18 protein-coding genes are annotated in these 16,249 nt (G+C 61.9%); 5 read left to right on the top strand and 13 right to left on the bottom strand.

What is annotated here, in order from left to right:
* A partial coding sequence (locus tag ACFTZB_RS29950; RefSeq protein WP_378436931.1) for a pentapeptide repeat-containing protein occupies positions 1-639 on the top strand: 639 nt, incomplete at its 5' end.
* Positions 640-657: 18 nt separating this feature from the next.
* Here the strand turns inward: ACFTZB_RS29950 and ACFTZB_RS29945 are convergent.
* Positions 658-1,527: a hypothetical protein gene (locus ACFTZB_RS29945; protein ID WP_378436929.1), complete on the bottom strand. Its 870-nt coding sequence runs from the start codon at positions 1,525-1,527 to the stop codon at positions 658-660.
* A 125-nt stretch (positions 1,528-1,652) separates the two neighbouring features.
* Positions 1,653-2,201 (bottom strand): recombinase family protein, encoded by a 549-nt coding sequence (locus tag ACFTZB_RS29940; RefSeq protein WP_378436927.1) that lies wholly within the window; start codon positions 2,199-2,201, stop codon positions 1,653-1,655.
* Between the two features lie 266 nt (positions 2,202-2,467).
* Between ACFTZB_RS29940 and ACFTZB_RS29935 the strand changes: the two genes are divergently transcribed.
* Complete coding sequence (locus ACFTZB_RS29935) at positions 2,468-2,740, top strand: hypothetical protein (protein WP_378436925.1); 273 nt, start codon at positions 2,468-2,470, stop codon at positions 2,738-2,740.
* A gap of 329 nt (positions 2,741-3,069) precedes the next feature.
* Positions 3,070-3,951 (top strand): TIR domain-containing protein, encoded by an 882-nt coding sequence (locus tag ACFTZB_RS29930; RefSeq protein ID WP_378436923.1) that lies wholly within the window; start codon positions 3,070-3,072, stop codon positions 3,949-3,951.
* Positions 3,952-4,165: 214 nt separating this feature from the next.
* Here the strand turns inward: ACFTZB_RS29930 and ACFTZB_RS29925 are convergent, their stop codons facing one another.
* The 5 genes from ACFTZB_RS29925 to ACFTZB_RS29905 form a co-directional block, all read right to left on the bottom strand.
* Positions 4,166-4,930: a DUF6338 family protein gene (locus ACFTZB_RS29925; protein ID WP_378436921.1), complete on the bottom strand. Its 765-nt coding sequence runs from the start codon at positions 4,928-4,930 to the stop codon at positions 4,166-4,168.
* A gap of 172 nt (positions 4,931-5,102) precedes the next feature.
* The gene (locus tag ACFTZB_RS29920; RefSeq protein WP_378436919.1) at positions 5,103-5,294 is read right to left on the bottom strand and encodes a hypothetical protein; all 192 of its coding nucleotides are present in this window, start codon (positions 5,292-5,294) and stop codon (positions 5,103-5,105) included.
* Positions 5,291-5,848 carry a DnaB-like helicase N-terminal domain-containing protein gene (locus ACFTZB_RS29915; protein ID WP_378436917.1) on the bottom strand — a complete coding sequence of 186 codons (558 nt, stop codon included), beginning with the start codon at positions 5,846-5,848 and terminating at the stop codon, positions 5,291-5,293. The genes ACFTZB_RS29920 and ACFTZB_RS29915 overlap by 4 nt, the downstream gene beginning before the upstream one ends.
* Before the next feature lie 38 nt (positions 5,849-5,886).
* Positions 5,887-6,114, bottom strand: a complete 228-nt coding sequence (nrdH, locus tag ACFTZB_RS29910) for a glutaredoxin-like protein NrdH (RefSeq protein ID WP_378436915.1) — start codon at positions 6,112-6,114, stop codon at positions 5,887-5,889.
* 766 nt (positions 6,115-6,880) lie between these two features.
* Positions 6,881-7,231: a hypothetical protein gene (locus tag ACFTZB_RS29905; RefSeq protein WP_378436913.1), complete on the bottom strand. Its 351-nt coding sequence runs from the start codon at positions 7,229-7,231 to the stop codon at positions 6,881-6,883.
* A gap of 180 nt (positions 7,232-7,411) precedes the next feature.
* Here ACFTZB_RS29905 and ACFTZB_RS29900 point away from each other — a divergent pair, with 180 nt between their 5' ends.
* On the top strand, positions 7,412-8,875 hold the full coding sequence (locus ACFTZB_RS29900; protein ID WP_378436911.1) for a hypothetical protein: 1,464 nt from the start codon (positions 7,412-7,414) through the stop codon (positions 8,873-8,875).
* A 460-nt stretch (positions 8,876-9,335) separates the two neighbouring features.
* Here ACFTZB_RS29900 and ACFTZB_RS29895 read toward each other — a convergent pair whose 3' ends face one another.
* On the bottom strand, positions 9,336-9,665 hold the full coding sequence (locus tag ACFTZB_RS29895; RefSeq protein ID WP_378436909.1) for a hypothetical protein: 330 nt from the start codon (positions 9,663-9,665) through the stop codon (positions 9,336-9,338).
* Positions 9,666-9,783: 118 nt separating this feature from the next.
* Between ACFTZB_RS29895 and ACFTZB_RS29890 the strand changes: the two genes are divergently transcribed.
* Positions 9,784-10,761 (top strand): ATP-dependent DNA ligase, encoded by a 978-nt coding sequence (locus ACFTZB_RS29890; protein WP_378436907.1) that lies wholly within the window; start codon positions 9,784-9,786, stop codon positions 10,759-10,761.
* Between the two features lie 245 nt (positions 10,762-11,006).
* Here ACFTZB_RS29890 and ACFTZB_RS29885 read toward each other — a convergent pair whose 3' ends face one another.
* From ACFTZB_RS29885 to ACFTZB_RS29865, 5 genes are all read right to left on the bottom strand, one after another.
* Positions 11,007-12,311 carry a zinc-ribbon domain-containing protein gene (locus ACFTZB_RS29885; RefSeq protein WP_378436905.1) on the bottom strand — a complete coding sequence of 435 codons (1,305 nt, stop codon included), beginning with the start codon at positions 12,309-12,311 and terminating at the stop codon, positions 11,007-11,009.
* A 38-nt stretch (positions 12,312-12,349) separates the two neighbouring features.
* Positions 12,350-12,697, bottom strand: a complete 348-nt coding sequence (locus ACFTZB_RS29880) for an Lsr2 family protein (RefSeq protein WP_378436903.1) — start codon at positions 12,695-12,697, stop codon at positions 12,350-12,352.
* Between the two features lie 51 nt (positions 12,698-12,748).
* Complete coding sequence (locus tag ACFTZB_RS29875; RefSeq protein ID WP_378436901.1) at positions 12,749-13,678, bottom strand: hypothetical protein; 930 nt, start codon at positions 13,676-13,678, stop codon at positions 12,749-12,751.
* A 952-nt stretch (positions 13,679-14,630) separates the two neighbouring features.
* Complete coding sequence (locus ACFTZB_RS29870; protein WP_378436899.1) at positions 14,631-14,957, bottom strand: hypothetical protein; 327 nt, start codon at positions 14,955-14,957, stop codon at positions 14,631-14,633.
* A gap of 416 nt (positions 14,958-15,373) precedes the next feature.
* The gene (locus ACFTZB_RS29865) at positions 15,374-16,066 is read right to left on the bottom strand and encodes a ScbR family autoregulator-binding transcription factor (RefSeq protein WP_378436897.1); all 693 of its coding nucleotides are present in this window, start codon (positions 16,064-16,066) and stop codon (positions 15,374-15,376) included.
* Between the last annotated feature and the right edge of the window lie 183 nt (positions 16,067-16,249).

Here is a 16,249-nt window from a genome sequence, read left to right as displayed (position 1 = left end):
ACTCTTCCGGATACGGCTTCGGCATGTCGATCATCCTTCCACCGTGAGGGCAGATCCCTCACGGGTCAGGTGTCAACCAGAGCCGGGGCAGTCCCGTATGACCTGACCGGGGCGGATCTTTCCGAGGCGAACCTGAACTCCGCCGACCTCACCGGATGGGTGCTAGATGGTGTCGATCTGACCAAAGCAAATCTCGCCGGCGCTATTCTGCGGACTACTGATCTGAGCTACGCGAACCTCACCGACGCGTATCTCTTCAACGCGGACCTTGGTCAGGCGTATCTAGTGGGATCAGATTTCTCGATATCGAGCCTCCGACATGCACAGCTCCAGATGGCCAACCTCACCACCGCGAAGCTCATCAAGGCTGAGCTTGACCGCGCGGACTTCACAAACGCGAACCTCACCGACGCAAACCTCACCGAGTCAGATCTCACGAAAACGGATCTCACCAGAGCGAACCTGGACGGCGCGAACCTCACGGGTGCCGACCTCACCGACGCGAACCTCACAGGTGCCAACCTCACCGACGCAAACCTCACAGGTGCCAACCTCACCGACGCAGAACTGGTTCGTGTTCGGTGGTCACCGACAACGACGTGGCCACAAGGTTTCGTTCCGCCTGCACTAAATTCGTAGCGGCTGCTCACTTATTGGCTAGTTCGCTTCGGAACGTCGGAGCATGGATTTCGACAACCAGCCCACCAAGGTTGATGAGAGAAGGACCGCCGCTTGAGCCTCATCAGCTGAGACATCCTCGTAGTCCGCCCGCCCGTGACGATCAGACTGACTGTGCCATAGAAGCTGCATGGCCGACACGACATGCTCCACGGGCGAGACGAACTTGGAGCCCTTCATCGAAAACTCCCACTTGTCCGGAGCGTTTCGGAGCACATTGATGTCTTTACCGAGAGTGGCATTCGCGTCTTTCGGTGAGATCAGGGGGCATGAGAGTACTTCAACAGCCCGCACCGCGTCGTAGTAGGCGTGACTCGGACTCTGATCGATTCCGAACGCACGCTCCCAGGCTGCTCTCAACAGTGAGCTTGCCTGATCTGCCGCGGACATGGCTTCTTCGACGATGTCGACGACGCCGCCCGGCATTACCTCCACTAGACCGTATCGTTCCTTACGTAGGCCTACCTGCCACCCGGCCCCACTCGCCCCTAGGATCTTCTGCAGCTCCTCGACTCGTTGGGGTCTCGTGCCGAGGCGGGACGGTGTGATCTCGCTGAGCATGAAATCGACCAGGTAGGCGCGGACAGTCTGATCCAGACCCCGAAGTACCTGGAGAACTTGATCTACGTCGGTCAGACCAACATTCATAAATCCGAGGTCCTGACGTGCCGCGGTCTGGAATCGCAGAAAGACAGTCACATCCATGAATTCATGGCCATACATGTCTCTGGTGAGCCAGCGGTGAATGGATTCGTTTGCAGCGTTGGGGATTCCACGCTCGATAGTCAAGAATTGTTCAAGCTCAGATTCGTCGAGACCTGGAGGTGTCCACACATAATCACTGCTCACAACGGTGCTTTCCTGTCTTCTTGGCGACACTCTAGGTATCGATACAGGGTGGTGCCAGGCCATAATTGTCACTCATCACACTGAAGCAGCGGGTGATGCATTGGTCAGTTCCGCGTCCGCGAGGGTCACTTCAGATGCCGGTACAGCGTCGTACGCCCGACGCCGAGGATCTCGGCGATGTCGACGAGCGGCATTCCGTTCTCGCGCATCTTGTGTGCCTGCCGGATCTTGTTGGTGGTCATCTTCGGTGGCCGGCCGCCGATGCGGCCGCGGGCTCGGGCGGCGGCGAGACCGACCTCGGTGCGTTCCCGGATGAGGTTCCGTTCGAACTCGGCGAGCGCGCCGAAGATCGAGAAGATCAGTTTGCCGCCGGAGGTGGTGGTGTCGATCGACTCGGTGAGCGACCGGAATCCGATGCCGCGCCCGTCGAGGTCCTCCACGGTCTGCAACAGATGGGGGAGCGAGCGACCGAGTCGGTCGAGCCGCCACACGACGAGCGTGTCGCCTTCCCTCAGATGCGAGAGCATGTCGTTGAGCTGCGGACGTGAGGTTGTGGCCCCGCTCGCGGTGTCTGTCCACACCCTCGAGCAGCCGGCGACGCTGAGAGCGTCTCTCTGCGAATCTGCGGTCTGCTCGGCGGTCGAGACCCTCGCGTAGCCCAAAAGTTCGTTCACGAGCCAGGAGTGTTCCACAACTCACCGACAACCGGAGTTTGTGAAACATCGGTTTTTGACACGGGTTTCGGAACACAACCGCCCCCTGGTCGGCCCACGGAGTCGCGGATGTTCCGAAAACGTTCATTTTTGAAACACTCGATCCGGCAACCCCTCAACCCGTTGACGCACGCGACAGACCGCGACCCCTACGACCGCGCTCCGAAATTCTAAGTCGTTTACATCGCTTCCAAGCTTGCCGCCGACTCACGGGCTAACCTGATTCGGTGGTGAAAAAGCAACCGGGCGTCCCTTGGGAAGGCTTCACAACAGAGGAGGCCAAACTACTCGACTACCTCGATCACCTCGGCAACAACGGATGGGCGAAGAATAGCCAAACCGAGTTGATGATGCCGATTGCACTAGGCGATTGCGAAGCCGTTGGTCTCGACATCGAGCGAATCAAAGAGGCCATGGCGTCCGTCGGTTATGACAGGCATGCACTTCATCAGCTCGATCGATGGGAATCGAAGCGCACGACCGGAAAATTCGGCCGCTAACCCGGCGCAGTCTTGCGAGCGCGGACCTCATCCGCAGTTTGACAGCAGCCGGACAGGCCCCACGAGATGCCCCAAGCCACTGCTACCCGGGCGAGCAACTTCGGCCACGAACCCGACCTGCACCACTAAATTGTCGGTGAATGTCGCCGAGTTGAACCCCTGTAGTGCGATAAAAGCTTCCCCGATCGAATTTGGTGGAGGGTAGAGTCTCATTGTTCGAAACAAGAACTTCAGTTCAGGCCTAGCGAATCCTTCGGGCACGCGCTGTTCAGGTAGCTCTCCACATCGCCACCGACACACCGTCCACTTGCCGCTGCTAATCTCAGGGAGTGACAAATTCACCCGTGTTGACTGTCTTCATCAGCTGGTCTGGCGACGTGTCGAAGCACGTCGCCGTGGTCTGGGAGCGACTTGTCAACGAAATGTTCGACCATGTAAAGCCGTGGATGTCGGAAGTCAGTATTGAGCCGGGAACCCGTGGGCTCGACGAGATTCGAAAAACCCTGAAAGAGACCTCATTCGGGATCATTATCGTGACACGCAGTAATGAAAACGCTCCGTGGATCAACTTCGAGGCAGGCGCGCTTTCGAAAGCGCTGAACGACGACGACTCCCGGGTAGCCCCCGTGCTTGTGGACTACAACAATCCGGCCGAACTTAGCAGTCCGCTGAAACAGTTCCAAGGAAAACTCCTGAACAAGGACGGCGTGGAGAAAGTACTCAAACTAGTCGCCGATACCGCGGGAATCGAGTGGAGCAGAGTGAAACCACGCTTCGATAGAAGCTGGGGAGATTACGAGAAGGAATTTGAAGAGGCGAGAACTTCCCTGTCCAGCCAGCAAGTTCCACAGGACATTGATACGAGTGCCATGATTCCTGAAATCTTGGAAACGGTACGCGATCTGAAACGAGACAGGACTCGCTCAATTGAGCGTTTTACACCCGATGAATTGCGGTGGATGAAATACGGCAGGGAGGCCGAAGAGGGACCGATCGCCGACCAAATTCTTGCAATTATGAGCATCCACGGTGTCTCCGGGGCACGTGTTTCATTCAATTACGTTAACGACCGCCGTGTTATTCAAATTCACCGACTCGCAGACGTGAGTGACGAGGTCGTGCAAAGGATCAAAGCGGAAATTCTCGCAACCTTCAGTGGAGCGATGCTTTCGATCGGGCGCCTTACTGCCGTTGTCGAAGTTGACGAATAACTCTGCGCACAACTACATAGTAGAGGCACGGACGCCGAACCAGTATTGGGTTATCGTGTAGCTACCGCCGCCCTGCTGCGGCGGTAGCTACGAGAAAGGGGACACAATGGCTGAGGAATCTCGTGGTCATCGTCCGAGTCAGAGTCGGACACCCAGGGCAGTGACAGGTGGTGCAGCTCCTCAGGGCGGAGGCACACACGGAGCACGGCCGAGGTCAGTGGCGACTCCGCCACCTCCACCGCCCCGCAATCGCCCCAGCGGCGGCGGAGGTGAGAGCAAGGCCAAATAGCCTCAAGTACCGATTTCGGTCAGCACCCTCCGATGGTTGTTCCTCAGGAGTCGGTGGCTCTCTTATCCAGGAGATACGTTCGTTTCCCGTGAGTGGAACGTAGATTCCAAGGCTGCCTTTCACCGGATCGAGGAATTCTCCGTTCTCTCCCATTTCCCACTGCTCCGGGATGAAGATGTCCCGAGATTCGGGATACGTCGCTATGTACCCTTCCTCTGAAGGCATGTACCCGCCTACCCACCTCCCATCCGCAGTGCGAATTCGAACAAAGCAGTCCGCCCGTTCTGTGGCCTTCGCATCCCACGCACTCGGGTAGGGCCGGCGACTGGGTGCAAACCCCACTGAGACCGGGTCGCGGGCGAATCTGACCTGCTGAATTCCAGCAACTGTCGCCGGGATGACAACGGCAAGCACGAGAACGGCGAGTGCGGTGAGTCGTGGATTTGTCAACAAAATGTTGCTGTCCGCCTCGACCCGTTCCACCGTGCTGATGATCCAAGGTCCCACGATGATGAGGTACACGCAGTCGAAAATGATGCTCGCCGCAATGGCATGGACCAACCGCACGCTGAAGTCTTTTTCGTCGGGAGTCGGTCCACGTAGGTACCGTCTGCACGCCGTGTACACGATTCCGGGTACGACGAGAAGGAGAAATGCGATCAGTTGAAAGAGCGTCCCAGGAATAGTCATCGATTCTCCTGACTGCGTGTGGCCCCTGCGATGACCCTGGCTGAGGACTGACGTGCAAGCCCTTCATGCTACCGACGTCCATTCGGTGGTCACGCCGCACGCCTGACGGATTCAGCGTGGTGAAGGCATCTCGCCGCGGTGTGATTGTGGCGGTGAGTGTGCGTGGGGTCTGTCAGAACAGGCTGATCTGATCTTCGTCGGCGGCGGCGTCGGTGCGCTGCTCGTAGGCGGTGGCGAAGGCGCGGGCAGCGGATTCGGTGCAGCCGATCTCGCGGCCGACCTGCGCCCAGGACAGTCCGCTCTGGTGCAGGTGCCAGGCGTCGCGCTCGTCGTCGGTGGTCAGGTGGGCGGCGTGGATAGTCACTGGTCTACTCCTCGGAGGTGGGCGAGACGCTCGGTGGCGGTGCGTTGTTGGCGGCCGAGGGCAACCATGTGCTCGAAGAGTTGGTCTTCGGGAAGTTGCTCGGCGGCTTGGGCGAGGGATTCTGCAGCGGCACGGAAGCTACGCCGATAGGCCTGCGAGATGACGGCGCGGGTGTAGTGGTCGAGGGCGATGTGGTCGGCCCCGCGGGTGGTGATGTTCGCGAGGTGCCGGGATCGTTGGCGTCCGTGGTGGCCGGCGAACTTGCCGGTGCGTTCAAGGTCGGCGGCGACCATGGTGGGATCGTGCGGGGCACCGGAGCGGACCAGGCCGGCGATGACGGTGTAGAGCTCTCGGTGGATGGGCTGTTGGAAGTCGGCGGCGTCGAGTGCGGCGACGGCACGGTGGGCGGCCTCGGTGGGCGCCCACAGCAGCGCGCACAGGCACAGGACCTCGATGTCGGTGTGGGCGTCGATGCCGAGGTCGGTGGCCTCGATGGATTCTGCGGGTCCGGCGTCGGCGGCCTGGGTGTGGACCAGTTCGAGTGCTGCGGTCATGGCGGGTCGGTCCCTTCTGGGTGACACGGGAGGGTGTTTCAGGCCGCGGTCAGTCGGCGGATGCGATCCGGGCGATACCCGGACCCGTGCTCGTCACCTGCGATGACGACGGGGGCCTGGAGGTAGCCGAGGGTGAGGAGGTGTTCGCGGGCGTTGGGGTCTTCGGTGATGTCGACGGTGGTGTAGCCGATTCCCGCTTCGTCGAGTGCGCGGTGCGTCGCGTTGCACTGCATGCAGGCCGGTTTGGTGTAAATGGTGACCGTCACGATTCCCCTCCGAGTATCATTTCCAGTGATTTCATTTTATCGAATACCGCCACTTATTCCAAGGGTTTATGCGGTGATATTCCGCCTTTTATTTGCGTAATTTCTGCGCGTAGCTCTGCCGGTTTATCGACACTTTCTGATCTCCGATCCGCGTCCCCGTATCCGTGCGACCTGCGCCCATCACTGCAGCTGTGCGCCTTCGTGTCGTACTGGGCCGTGTTTTTGCCCGGAACACCCATGCGTCAAGGGGAAGTGAAATAAATAGTCGCTCGATATAAGGGAGTTCGCGTCCGCGGGCGAGTATTTGTTTTCGCATCCTTGGCGCGGATGGTGGTCAGGTAGAAGAATTTCGGGGACGGCAAGAAAGAGCCGTTTCTTTCTGTTTCCAGGCGTATTTGAGTTTTGTTTTCGGGGCCCGGCGGCCGGGTGCGCTTGAGGTGCGGCGCCTGTGGTGGCCGCTGCTCGGCCGCATCCCGTGCCCCGCTCTAGGGAGGTGAGGGACGTGGCTGAGCCGCGCGGGATGCGGCCGACCGCGAAGTTCCGCGGTGACCGGCCCTGGGCCGGGGCATGGGTGTTGCGCCCCGGCCCAGGTGGTGGTCAGTCGATATCGATGGCGGTGGGGTCGAGTTGTCCGGCGATGGCTTTCTCGACGTCGGTCAGCTCGTGGCCGTTGGCGGCGAGCATGTCGAGGTAGGGGTCTGCGAATCGCCGTGCCGGACAGGAATACCGAATCCCGTTTCCCTGATCCGTCCTCCTGGGTACGGACCTACTTCGCAGCGCACTCGCCCCGGGCGACGTCCTCGCTGCTAGCCGCGGTCGGCGCCGGCCTGCTCCCGTATGGTGACACGCGCGAGCATCTGCTCCATCTGCGGCCACCCGAGCCGCTGACCGCTGCAATCATCCCGGCTCGAGTGTCGAAGTCCGGTTCGAATGCGGTGAAGATTTGCTGAGCGGCGGGCGCGAGTACATCGCGTTCGACCGCGAAGACTGTCTCGCGCGACCCACGGTCCTCGCTGTCGGTCTGATCGGGATCACCGAATAGCTCCACCAGCCGGTCCCGAACGTAGCCGAGCTGTTCGAGCTCGGCCGCGGTGTAGAACTCGCGTACCGAGGTCACAGGGTCCCTCCTTGCCATCCGACGTCCCTATTGTGCGGTGGGCTGCTCCGCTCGCTGTTCTCTCCCCAGCGGGCTACACATCCTGGACGGTTAGGTCAGCGAAGAAGCCGTGACTTGGAAACCTGACCGGAGCAAAATAAAGAGTACCAACCAGTCTTGTTGTAAACCGGGGAGTTCATCATGGTCGCGAGAAAGCAACTCACTATCGATTCGATCACATGCCTTTCAAAGACTAACCCTGAACGCTACGTCGACTACATAACTGTCATTTTAGTTACAAAGAAAAGAACCCCAGAAGGGTATGTCCCCGTTTATGCCACCTCGGTCGTCCTGGGCGACCGATCGAATACGAATTCGATTCCAAAGTTCAGGAACGGGACGAAACTTCGTTTTGAAGATTGGCCGGAGCTTCTACCTGTGCACGTTACTTCACGAGATAGCGCGGATGGCTCAATTTCAGAGGAACCGGTACGGCCCATAACCGTGGGCGATCGTACTGCAGGCAAGGACGCCCAAAGTCCAGACGATTACACTGTAGATATAACTCTCATCAATGATAGAGACGTGGACGACCCATACATTCTCGCCAAGGCCTTAATGATCATTGGCGGAATCGGGGCGTCAGCTTTAGCAGGATATGGTGTTTCGAAGATAGGACCAGGCAACGAAGGCGACCTGATTGACTTGGCAAAGAAAGCGCTGTCGAGCGGTGCCGCCAAGTCGATATATGGCGAATTAATGGAAGCCATTAGCGATATATTCAAGGACTGGCCACATTGCGCGGGGAGAGTGTTTCATCAAACGGTCTCGCTACAAGACACCTCAGGCATAATAACTCTTCGAACAGATCCGGGAGCGAGTTGGCCCGGCGGTTGCGGAAGGCCTGACTACGAGGTTCAACTCACACTCGAGGTGACCGGGCTCGGACTTGACGATTATCCCAAACCGAAACGAATGTGTGAAATCGTACCCTTTTTGACCCAATCGGTCGAGGACTGGTCAGCCACTAATGGACATGTATTGCTTGGCTTCGAGGAGCCTCAACCAGGACATACGTCCCCAATTACAGTAAGCTTTTTCAAAGAAATAGGGGGCGGACAGCCAGGGAATACGGGAACCCTGTTTATTGCAGAGAGATCAAAGTCTACAAAAGGATACATTGTCAATTATACGAATAGGAGCATAACGCCAACATTGGGAGAGGTTCAGACTAGGCGAAATGGAGTAAAGTTCGTTCAGGGAGATTTTTTAATAAAGGATCTTCCGGCTGCATCCAAAGGGAGAATAGTCAAGATATTGGAAAATGTTGTCGGGCAATTTCCTTCAAAACCAAAGAAGTTTGGAACCATCGATTCTCCAATAGTTCAACACGCCAAGAAGTTAGCCGAAGAACTCACTTCGGCGCTCTGGAAGCAGCGAGGTCCCGAATGGGGTGCGATCATAGAGATACCTGAGATCGATGTGCGATTGGAGCTCCATCGGCGGATTTGCTACGACGTGGTCGACGGGAAAAAGGTAGAGGGAAGCGCAGCTTCTCGGGGAAACGTCATCTTCTATTTTCGCGGTTACTCGAAACCAAATGGTGAAGGTGATTACGCATCCGATACGGCGGCAATGCTTGTTCCACTAAATCCCAAAAAATAGTGGCGAACAGCTCACCACTGAACCGCTGCGTCGACCCGGTTCTTCCCAGGACTGCGCGGCCCCTGTCGGCAGGAACGAGAAACCACTTCACCCACGATTCTCACAGCCTCTCGACCCCCGGGAAGAAGGTAGTCGATTCACTCCGCTCACTGGGCGCCTCATGTGTTCTGACGGGAGGGGGGATAATCGCCTTGACCAACGATGAGTGTCCACCACGATCACAAAACGAGTGCGAGCAACCGTGGCAGCGAGAGGACGGCGGGCTGCGAACACCCGATTCCGGCCGACCACGAAGGGCTAACGACGGCGAGGAACCAGAACGCATGCGACCAGACGTCGGCGGTGGAGTGGGCAGCCCACCCGATCACGACCAGCAGTGCGCCCCCGCACCGTCTCCTCGTCGCCGCGGTGATCGCGGCGGTCTTTGTGGGGGCTTTACCAACCGCCGGGACCTCGACGATTACCGCGAGGATTTGTCGCGGTCGGAATCTCCCCAGGTACGTAGGGTGTTGACCTCTTCGTCCGTCAGTCCGAGCAGCTCCGCGACCTTGCGCTCTTCGGCTTCTCGGTCCGCCTTGATCGAGGGCGCATACTTTCGCTGCGCCGATTGCTTCGTGATCCCGCCCAGGGCCTCGCCGATCACGGTCCAGCTGATCCCCCGGTTCCGGGCGACGGACACCATCTGCGCCAGTGTCGACTTGGCGCGGACCGTCGCCTCGTGTTGCGCCCGGATCGCGGCGACGACCTGCTCGTTCGTCACGGTTCCCACGAACTTCTTCGACTCAGCCACGTCCTCATCCTGCTGACAAGCAAGTACATGTCAACAAAATACTGACACCTAGCATGCGATGGTGGGGTCTGTGCTGCAAGCCCGCGAACTTCGGCCAGTTCACAGGGACAATCGGCCTATGCGGCTGATCGCGCCGATGCTGGCCACGGCCGGCCCTCCCCCGGACGACGAGCGGCCGTGGAGTTTTGAGATGAAGTTCGACGGGTGCCGAATCCTGGCCTCGGTCGGCGGCGGCCGCGATCCAAAGCTGTGGACCCGCAACCTCAACGTGGTGACCGGCTCGTATCCCGAGGTCGCCGAGGCACTTGCGGTGGCCTTCGGCAGCGCGGAACCGATCGTGCTCGACGGGGAGATCGTGGCCCTCGACAGGGGCAAGCCCAGCTTCAATCTGCTCCAGCGCCGGATGGCCGTGGCCCACGCAACGAAGCCACTGCAGAAGCGAATCCCGGTGACATACCTACCTTTTGACCTCTTGGTCACAAGCGGCGAATCAATCATGACGGCGTCGTATCTGGACCGGCGGGCGGAGCTGGCCACGCTGGACGCGGCGCTCAAGGACATCGGCGGCCTGCCGATCACCGTCCCCCCGCATTGGGAATCGCAAAGCGGGCGAATCATGCTGAATGCGGCCAGGTCCGCAGGTCAGGAGGGCGTCGTCGGGAAGAGATCGACGTCGATCTACCTTCCGGGTCAGCGCAGCCGGGCCTGGGTGAAGACCGCGATCCGCCTGAGGCGGGCGATTGTGGCCGCCGGCTTTGTTGGTTCGAGCCGGTCGGTGGCCGCCGTGATTCTCGGTGCCTACGATGCCGAAAGCCGGTTGGTCCCGGTCGGTGTGGTCTCGTCCGGTCTGACGATGGCGATGCGCCGTCAACTCCGGGAAGACTTCCGAAAGCTGGAGCGGCCGGCAAGCCCGTTCGCCGAGCAAGGGCCACCGCCCGCCGAGGCGCATCCCAGTGGTGTCCGGTGGTTGGACCCGGTCATCACGCTGGCGATCGAGTATCGGGAGTACACCGGGCATGGTGAGCTTCGGCATCCGAGCCTCAAAGGCCAGGTCTTCGACACCGATCCTGGCTCGGTTCGGGTCGAGGACCTGTAGGGACTCCAGAGGAAAGCCGCCGGCACCTTCCCCGGTGTCAGCGGCTCCTCATCCCTACCGAGAACGCTGCGCAGTGCAGGTCTTACCCGGTTCGGGGTGACGGTGACGCCATATCGCCTCTCGGCAAGTGGTCGCTCGCAGCGACTGTTCTGATGTGGTACCCGGGGTATGCCCGCCACCGTCGGCCTGTTCAACACCCGCACCGCCCGGTGGTATTCCATCGGCCGTCCCTGGTGCCGGAGTGCTCAGGCAGTGGCCCACCGCTGCTGAGGGGGACGTTCGGCCCCGCTTCGGGCTCCTTCCCCATCGATGACGCCATGGGCAAGCGGGCTCGGTGTGTGGAGCGGGTCGGGTGTGCCGATCAGCCGGTGATCGGGAATCGGCTCACCGAGGATGGCCAGGCCGCCGCGGTGGATGGTCAGTCCGGTGATCGACCCGACCAGAACGACGGTCTTGTCGTGCACGACCAGGGCGATCGTGGACGCGGCGACGTGGTCGGCGCGCAGTTTCCACACTCCGCGGGCGCGCTCCCACAACTCCTGCGGGGTGAGGTCTCGGTGGTACCCGAGGTGTGTGCGGCCGAGGGGGTCGTCGGTGTCGGCGGGTGAGGATGCGCCGAGCGTCACCCGGACTGCCGGGATACGCGGGGGGAGCTGCTTCGATCGGAATCCCCGCAGCTCGGACGACGCACCGCTTTCGCGGTCACGGGGAAGATGAGCGAAGGGCGGATAGTGCCTGCCCTCGAGGTCGATCGGCGGCCGCTCCCCGGTCGCGGAGAAGCGCTGTCGTTCACAGAACTGCAGGCGCCGCTCGACATCATCGCCGAGGGGTGTGTCGAGGATGTCGAAGCCGAGTTTCTTCAGCGACCACCCGACCTCGGAATTGTGGCTGCCGGGAAGATGAGTGCGCCGGAAGTCGCCGGCATCGTCCGGCACCGCCGAATGCAGCTCGTCCCGGACGCTGTGGGGTAGCGCGGCGAGGACACGCAGCATGCACGCACCGAGCAGGCTCGATGTCGGGTAGCTCAGTTCGGGGCGGTGCTCGACGGCCGCGATGGCGACGTACACGCTGACCATCCGCACGAAGTACGCCTCCACCAGCGGGAAGATCTCGTCCCACCACTCGACGATCTCGCTCGCCTGGGCGCAGAACCGGGCGTAGTAGGGGTCGGCGTTGAGGAGGGCGACCGCGGCCGCGGCGGAGTCGTCGAGTGTGTCGAGGATCAGGCGGGTGTGCTCGGTGATCTCGCACTTGGCGCACGGGTGAGCGAGCACCCGGAAGGTCGATTCACTGCTCCGAAAGCTGCGGTGACCGCAGCTGTACACGAGGCAGCCGGGAGCGACGCAGTACAGGCATGCGTCGACGTCCCCCCTCTTCCACATCGCGGGCGAGCACCGTTGCAGCGGGGTCTCTCGCCACTGGTGACCGGCGGGGCATCGCCACCACAGCATCTCGTGAGACGAGACCGGGACCGACTCCAGATCGATCCCGGAATTGCGGGCCGGGTCCAGCTGCCGAAACAGCTCTGGGTACTTATCTTTGAAACGCACAGCCCCCCCTCGGATCTATGTCGCGTTCTGAGACTTGGTCAGTGGGCAGCGTGGAAGGCGTGCTCGATCTCTGCGGGGATTCGCCCGCGGGCGGACAGTTCGTAGCCATGCTCGATCGCCCAGGTGCGGATCTTCTGCGTTTCGCCCCGGGGCCGCCTCGCCGTGGTGGGGTTGGCCGGCCGGTCCGAGCGGTGTTTGCGGCCGCCGACGCGGATGGAGTGCGCGATGTAGTAGTCGAGCACCTCGCGGAACTCCTTCGCGTGCTCGTCTTTCAGGTCGATCACGTATTCGACGCCGTCGAGTCCGTAGCTGATGCTCTCGCCGTCCTCCCCGAAGTCGGTGCCGTCGATGTCGTCGACCAGCTCCACCACGACCTTGCGTGCCACAGCTTTCACTCCTTGAGGTTCTTGGTACGGACCAGCTGACAGTACTGGCAGTTATTTCGTTCTTCGTGCGGTGTCTTTGGCGGTCACGCTTGCGCTACGCGCCTCGGCGAGCTCGGTGCGCAGCTCCTCCGCACGTTCGCGGGCAGCCTCTGCGTGGGCCTGGGCCGTGGCGAGATCCGCTTTGGTGGTGGCGAGTTCGTCGCGGGCCGTGTCCGCTCGCGTGCGTTCGGCCTGGGTCGCACTCCGCGCCTCCGCCAGATCGGCCTCGAGTCGTTCGATGGTGGCCGACGCCGCCGCGGCCGCGCGGTCGGCGCCGGCCTGGGTCTGCAGCATCTCCCGATCGAGCTCCGTGATGCGGGTGCGCTGGGATTCGATGATTCGATGTTGTTCCGCGGCCTTGTCGCGGTACTCCGCCTCCGCCGCCTGCATCTGCTCCTGCCAGCGGCCCAGGACCGCGGCGTGTTCCTCGGTGAGGGTGGAGAGCTCCTCCTGGTGAGCCGCTTGGAGCGTCTGCACCTGCTCGGCGTGCTCGCGCTTGGCTTCGGCCAGTGCGGCCGCCGACTCCGCGGCCGCCGACTCCGCCGCGTCGGCTGCCGCGTCGGCGTTGGCCCGGTCGTCGAGCGCGGCGTCGAGCCGGGCCTGTGACTGTTCGAGTTCGGCTGCCGCGTCGGCTCGCACCTTGTCCGCGGCCACCTGGGCGCGGCGCAGGTGAGCATCGATTACGGCGGGGTCGCCGAGTAGGTCCACCGCGCCGGTGATCCGGTCGGTGACCGCGGTCAGCTTCTCGAACGCGTTGTCGGCTTCTTGCCTCAGCAACGGCAGGAGCTGCGTCAGCGTCGCCGCAGCCTCCCCTGGGTCGGTGGGCAATTCAGCCTCCGCCGCGGCCGAGGCGGTCTCCTGCTTCTTCCGGTCCCGCCAGGCGCGGACGCGGTCGGCGTTCGACTCGTACACCCGGGGCCTACCTGGCTTGTTCTCGCCCATCGGGCGCCTCCCGTCATCGGCAACTCAGAAATCGTAACATATTTCATTTCATTACGTTTCATTTCATTATTGATACGAAATGTAATGAATTGCGTTTTCTGTGTAGCGCGCTTGACAACGGTGGCGGTATGGACCCAGGGGAGGAAGGGGGGGACTTCAATGGACCGCGATTTACGCCCGCTCACATCGTCACGAGCGACGCCGTCGGACTCGGCGGCGCCAAGATCATCGCCGGATGACCTCGGATGATGACCGGGAGCTCCGGCGATGACCCAATTGCCAGCTACGCCCTGCCCCGATGGCGACTCCCCCGGCCAGCGCCCTTGGGCCGCGAACGAGGGTGGCGAACGACCGGCAATGGCGAAGGTCTACCAGATCCGCGACGGTCGCCGCTGAATGGTTCGCCGATCGTTCAGCAGCTCTCAAACTTCATGGCAAGGGCGGTGGAGCGACGAGCACCGACAACCATGGCGTCGTCACAACCATGTGTCGAAAATGCTGACAAAATGGTTTTTCGACACCTGTTCTCGACGCGAGTTTCCGACAGTAATGAGCTCGCCGAACCTCTTCAGATTTCTGTGACTCCCGGCGCTATCTGGCACGTTTTTGCCGACGCTATTTGGCACGGTGTCCATGAGGCATGTCCAGCGCGGCACGCTGGCGCCACGATTCATGGCGATACGGGATGATCCGAGGTCGAACTGGAGGTTGCCTGGAACCTCCTGTCCTGTTGGTGTTGCGTAAGCGGATCCTCCTCCGCGTAGGTCCACGCGGGCCGCGGGCATCGTGGACTTTCACGGTAAGACGACGGGTGACCCATCGACAGCGGAAGCCCGCAATTCGTCACGACCGACCCATCCGGCGCACCTCGCCGGTGAGCTCCATGCGCGCGCCGAGCGATGCGGCCAGTCCTTCCTTCACCCAGGCGGGCTACCACCCGCTGGTCTCGCCGTCATCCCGCACGGGGGGGCTTCGGGGCGTGGTGGTGGTGGGGCGATTCCTGAGGGCGCCGCTGGATCCGCTGTGCACGGGCGTTCTCGTGGTCGACGATCGCGTCCTGCCACTCCCGGTCGGTCACTGCGTCGTGCCGGCTCGGGCGGGGTACGCCGAGCCGGGCCCCGATCTGCTCCCATGTCATGCCGTCAGCGAGGGCATCGATCACCGCCCGGGCCAGGACTTCGTCGCGCTGCTCGTCCCGCACCGGCGCGGTCGGCGCGTCGTCGGATACCTCTGCGGAGTCCTCCAGCCGATCGGTGTGGTGGTGGGCTGACTCGTCCATCCAGGCGACGATATCGGGTGCCGGGCCCGCGGTGGGCAATGCCTCGATACTGCCCCGACGGCAGGCCAGGGGTGAGCTGCAGAATCAGCGATTCGTCCATGTCGGCGACGAGCTCGTCCATGCTCTCGAACCGGAAATGCGGCAGACCCGGCCTCCTTGGCGACAGCGCGGGCGGTGACCGAGTCCATCCCGCTCGTCTCGGCGACCCTCAACGCTGATTCGACGAGCTGAGCACGGCGGACGTCTCCGGAGAGTCTCGGCATCCGCTGATCGTAGAGTCCGATGCCGCCACGCATCCGATTGGCACAAGGGATTTGGAGGCACGGACAACACCGGCTCGGTCGGTGCCGGCCCCGGTGGTGCCGCCACCAGGCCTCGACCCGGAAAGAGGTTCAGGTCCGGGTAGGCGACGTCGTTCACGCCGGTAGGCGCTGCTGCGGGTGCGGGTCCCCGGGAGCGGTGGTCGTCGGGCGGTGCCGGCGGGCCGCGAACTGGCACAGGTATCGGCCGGTCGCCGGATCGGTCAGGCCCGGCAGCAGCATCCGCCACATCACCGTCATCTGCTGCGCCGGCGTTCCTTGATTGCCGGGGACAGCGGCGTGCAGGCGAACACCGTAGGCCGCGTCGACCAGGAGCGGGGCGAGCTTCTCGGCGTCGACGTCCGCGCGGAGATCACCCTCCGCCCGGGCCCGGTGCACCAACTCCCGGCACGTCTGCGTCCAATCCTCGAAGACGGTGTTCGGTGTGGTGCCGCGGTAGTCGCCGATCTCGAGGACCAACCGGAACGCGGCGCCGATCATCGGGTCGGCGGACCGGTCGTGGGCGAAGGCGTAGGTGAATTCGATCAGTGCCTCGACCGCACTCGTGTACGGTTTCATCCGTCCGGTGCAGATCTGGTCCAATTCGGTGAACCCCGCATCGATCACGGCGCGCGCGAGTTGTTCCTTGGATTTGAAATGAAAGTAGAGGCCACCTTTGGTGGCGCCCACTCCGACGAGAATGTTTTCCAGTGTCGCCTGAACATAGCCGTTCCGGACGAATTCCTCGGCCGCACATTGCACCACCGCATCCCGGGTGAGTTGTCCCCGCTTCCGGGTTTTGATGGCCATTCCCGCCCCCTTTTCGAACTGCCGGTGCAGTAGTACCCCTTTCGCGCGGGCTGAACCTTCGGCCTGCAGGGACGGGGCTGGGACGAGCGTACCGTGGCGGTTGCCGGCTGCCTTCGTCGTCCATGCTGGTCTCCGGGGTAGTTGCCCGCGTCTGGCGGTGGCTCGGCTCCCACCTGGTGAGCC

The organism is Rhodococcus sp. NPDC057014 (assembly GCF_042673295.1).
Taxonomy (GTDB): Bacteria; Actinomycetota; Actinomycetes; order Mycobacteriales; family Mycobacteriaceae; genus Rhodococcus_F.
Note: the sequence above shows the minus strand (reverse complement) of the source record. Positions and strands in the feature narration are given on the sequence as shown.

Coding starts and splice junctions, on each gene's coding strand:
- ACFTZB_RS29870 (WP_378436899.1), bottom strand. CDS start 14,957: ATGGACGAGTCAGCCCACCACCACACCGATCGGCTGGAGGACTCCGCA.
- ACFTZB_RS29875 (WP_378436901.1), bottom strand. CDS start 13,678: ATGGGCGAGAACAAGCCAGGTAGGCCCCGGGTGTACGAGTCGAACGCC.
- ACFTZB_RS29865 (WP_378436897.1), bottom strand. CDS start 16,066: ATGGCCATCAAAACCCGGAAGCGGGGACAACTCACCCGGGATGCGGTG.
- ACFTZB_RS29915 (WP_378436917.1), bottom strand. CDS start 5,848: ATGACCGCAGCACTCGAACTGGTCCACACCCAGGCCGCCGACGCCGGA.
- ACFTZB_RS29890 (WP_378436907.1), top strand. CDS start 9,784: ATGCGGCTGATCGCGCCGATGCTGGCCACGGCCGGCCCTCCCCCGGAC.
- ACFTZB_RS29925 (WP_378436921.1), bottom strand. CDS start 4,930: ATGACTATTCCTGGGACGCTCTTTCAACTGATCGCATTTCTCCTTCTC.
- ACFTZB_RS29900 (WP_378436911.1), top strand. CDS start 7,412: ATGGTCGCGAGAAAGCAACTCACTATCGATTCGATCACATGCCTTTCA.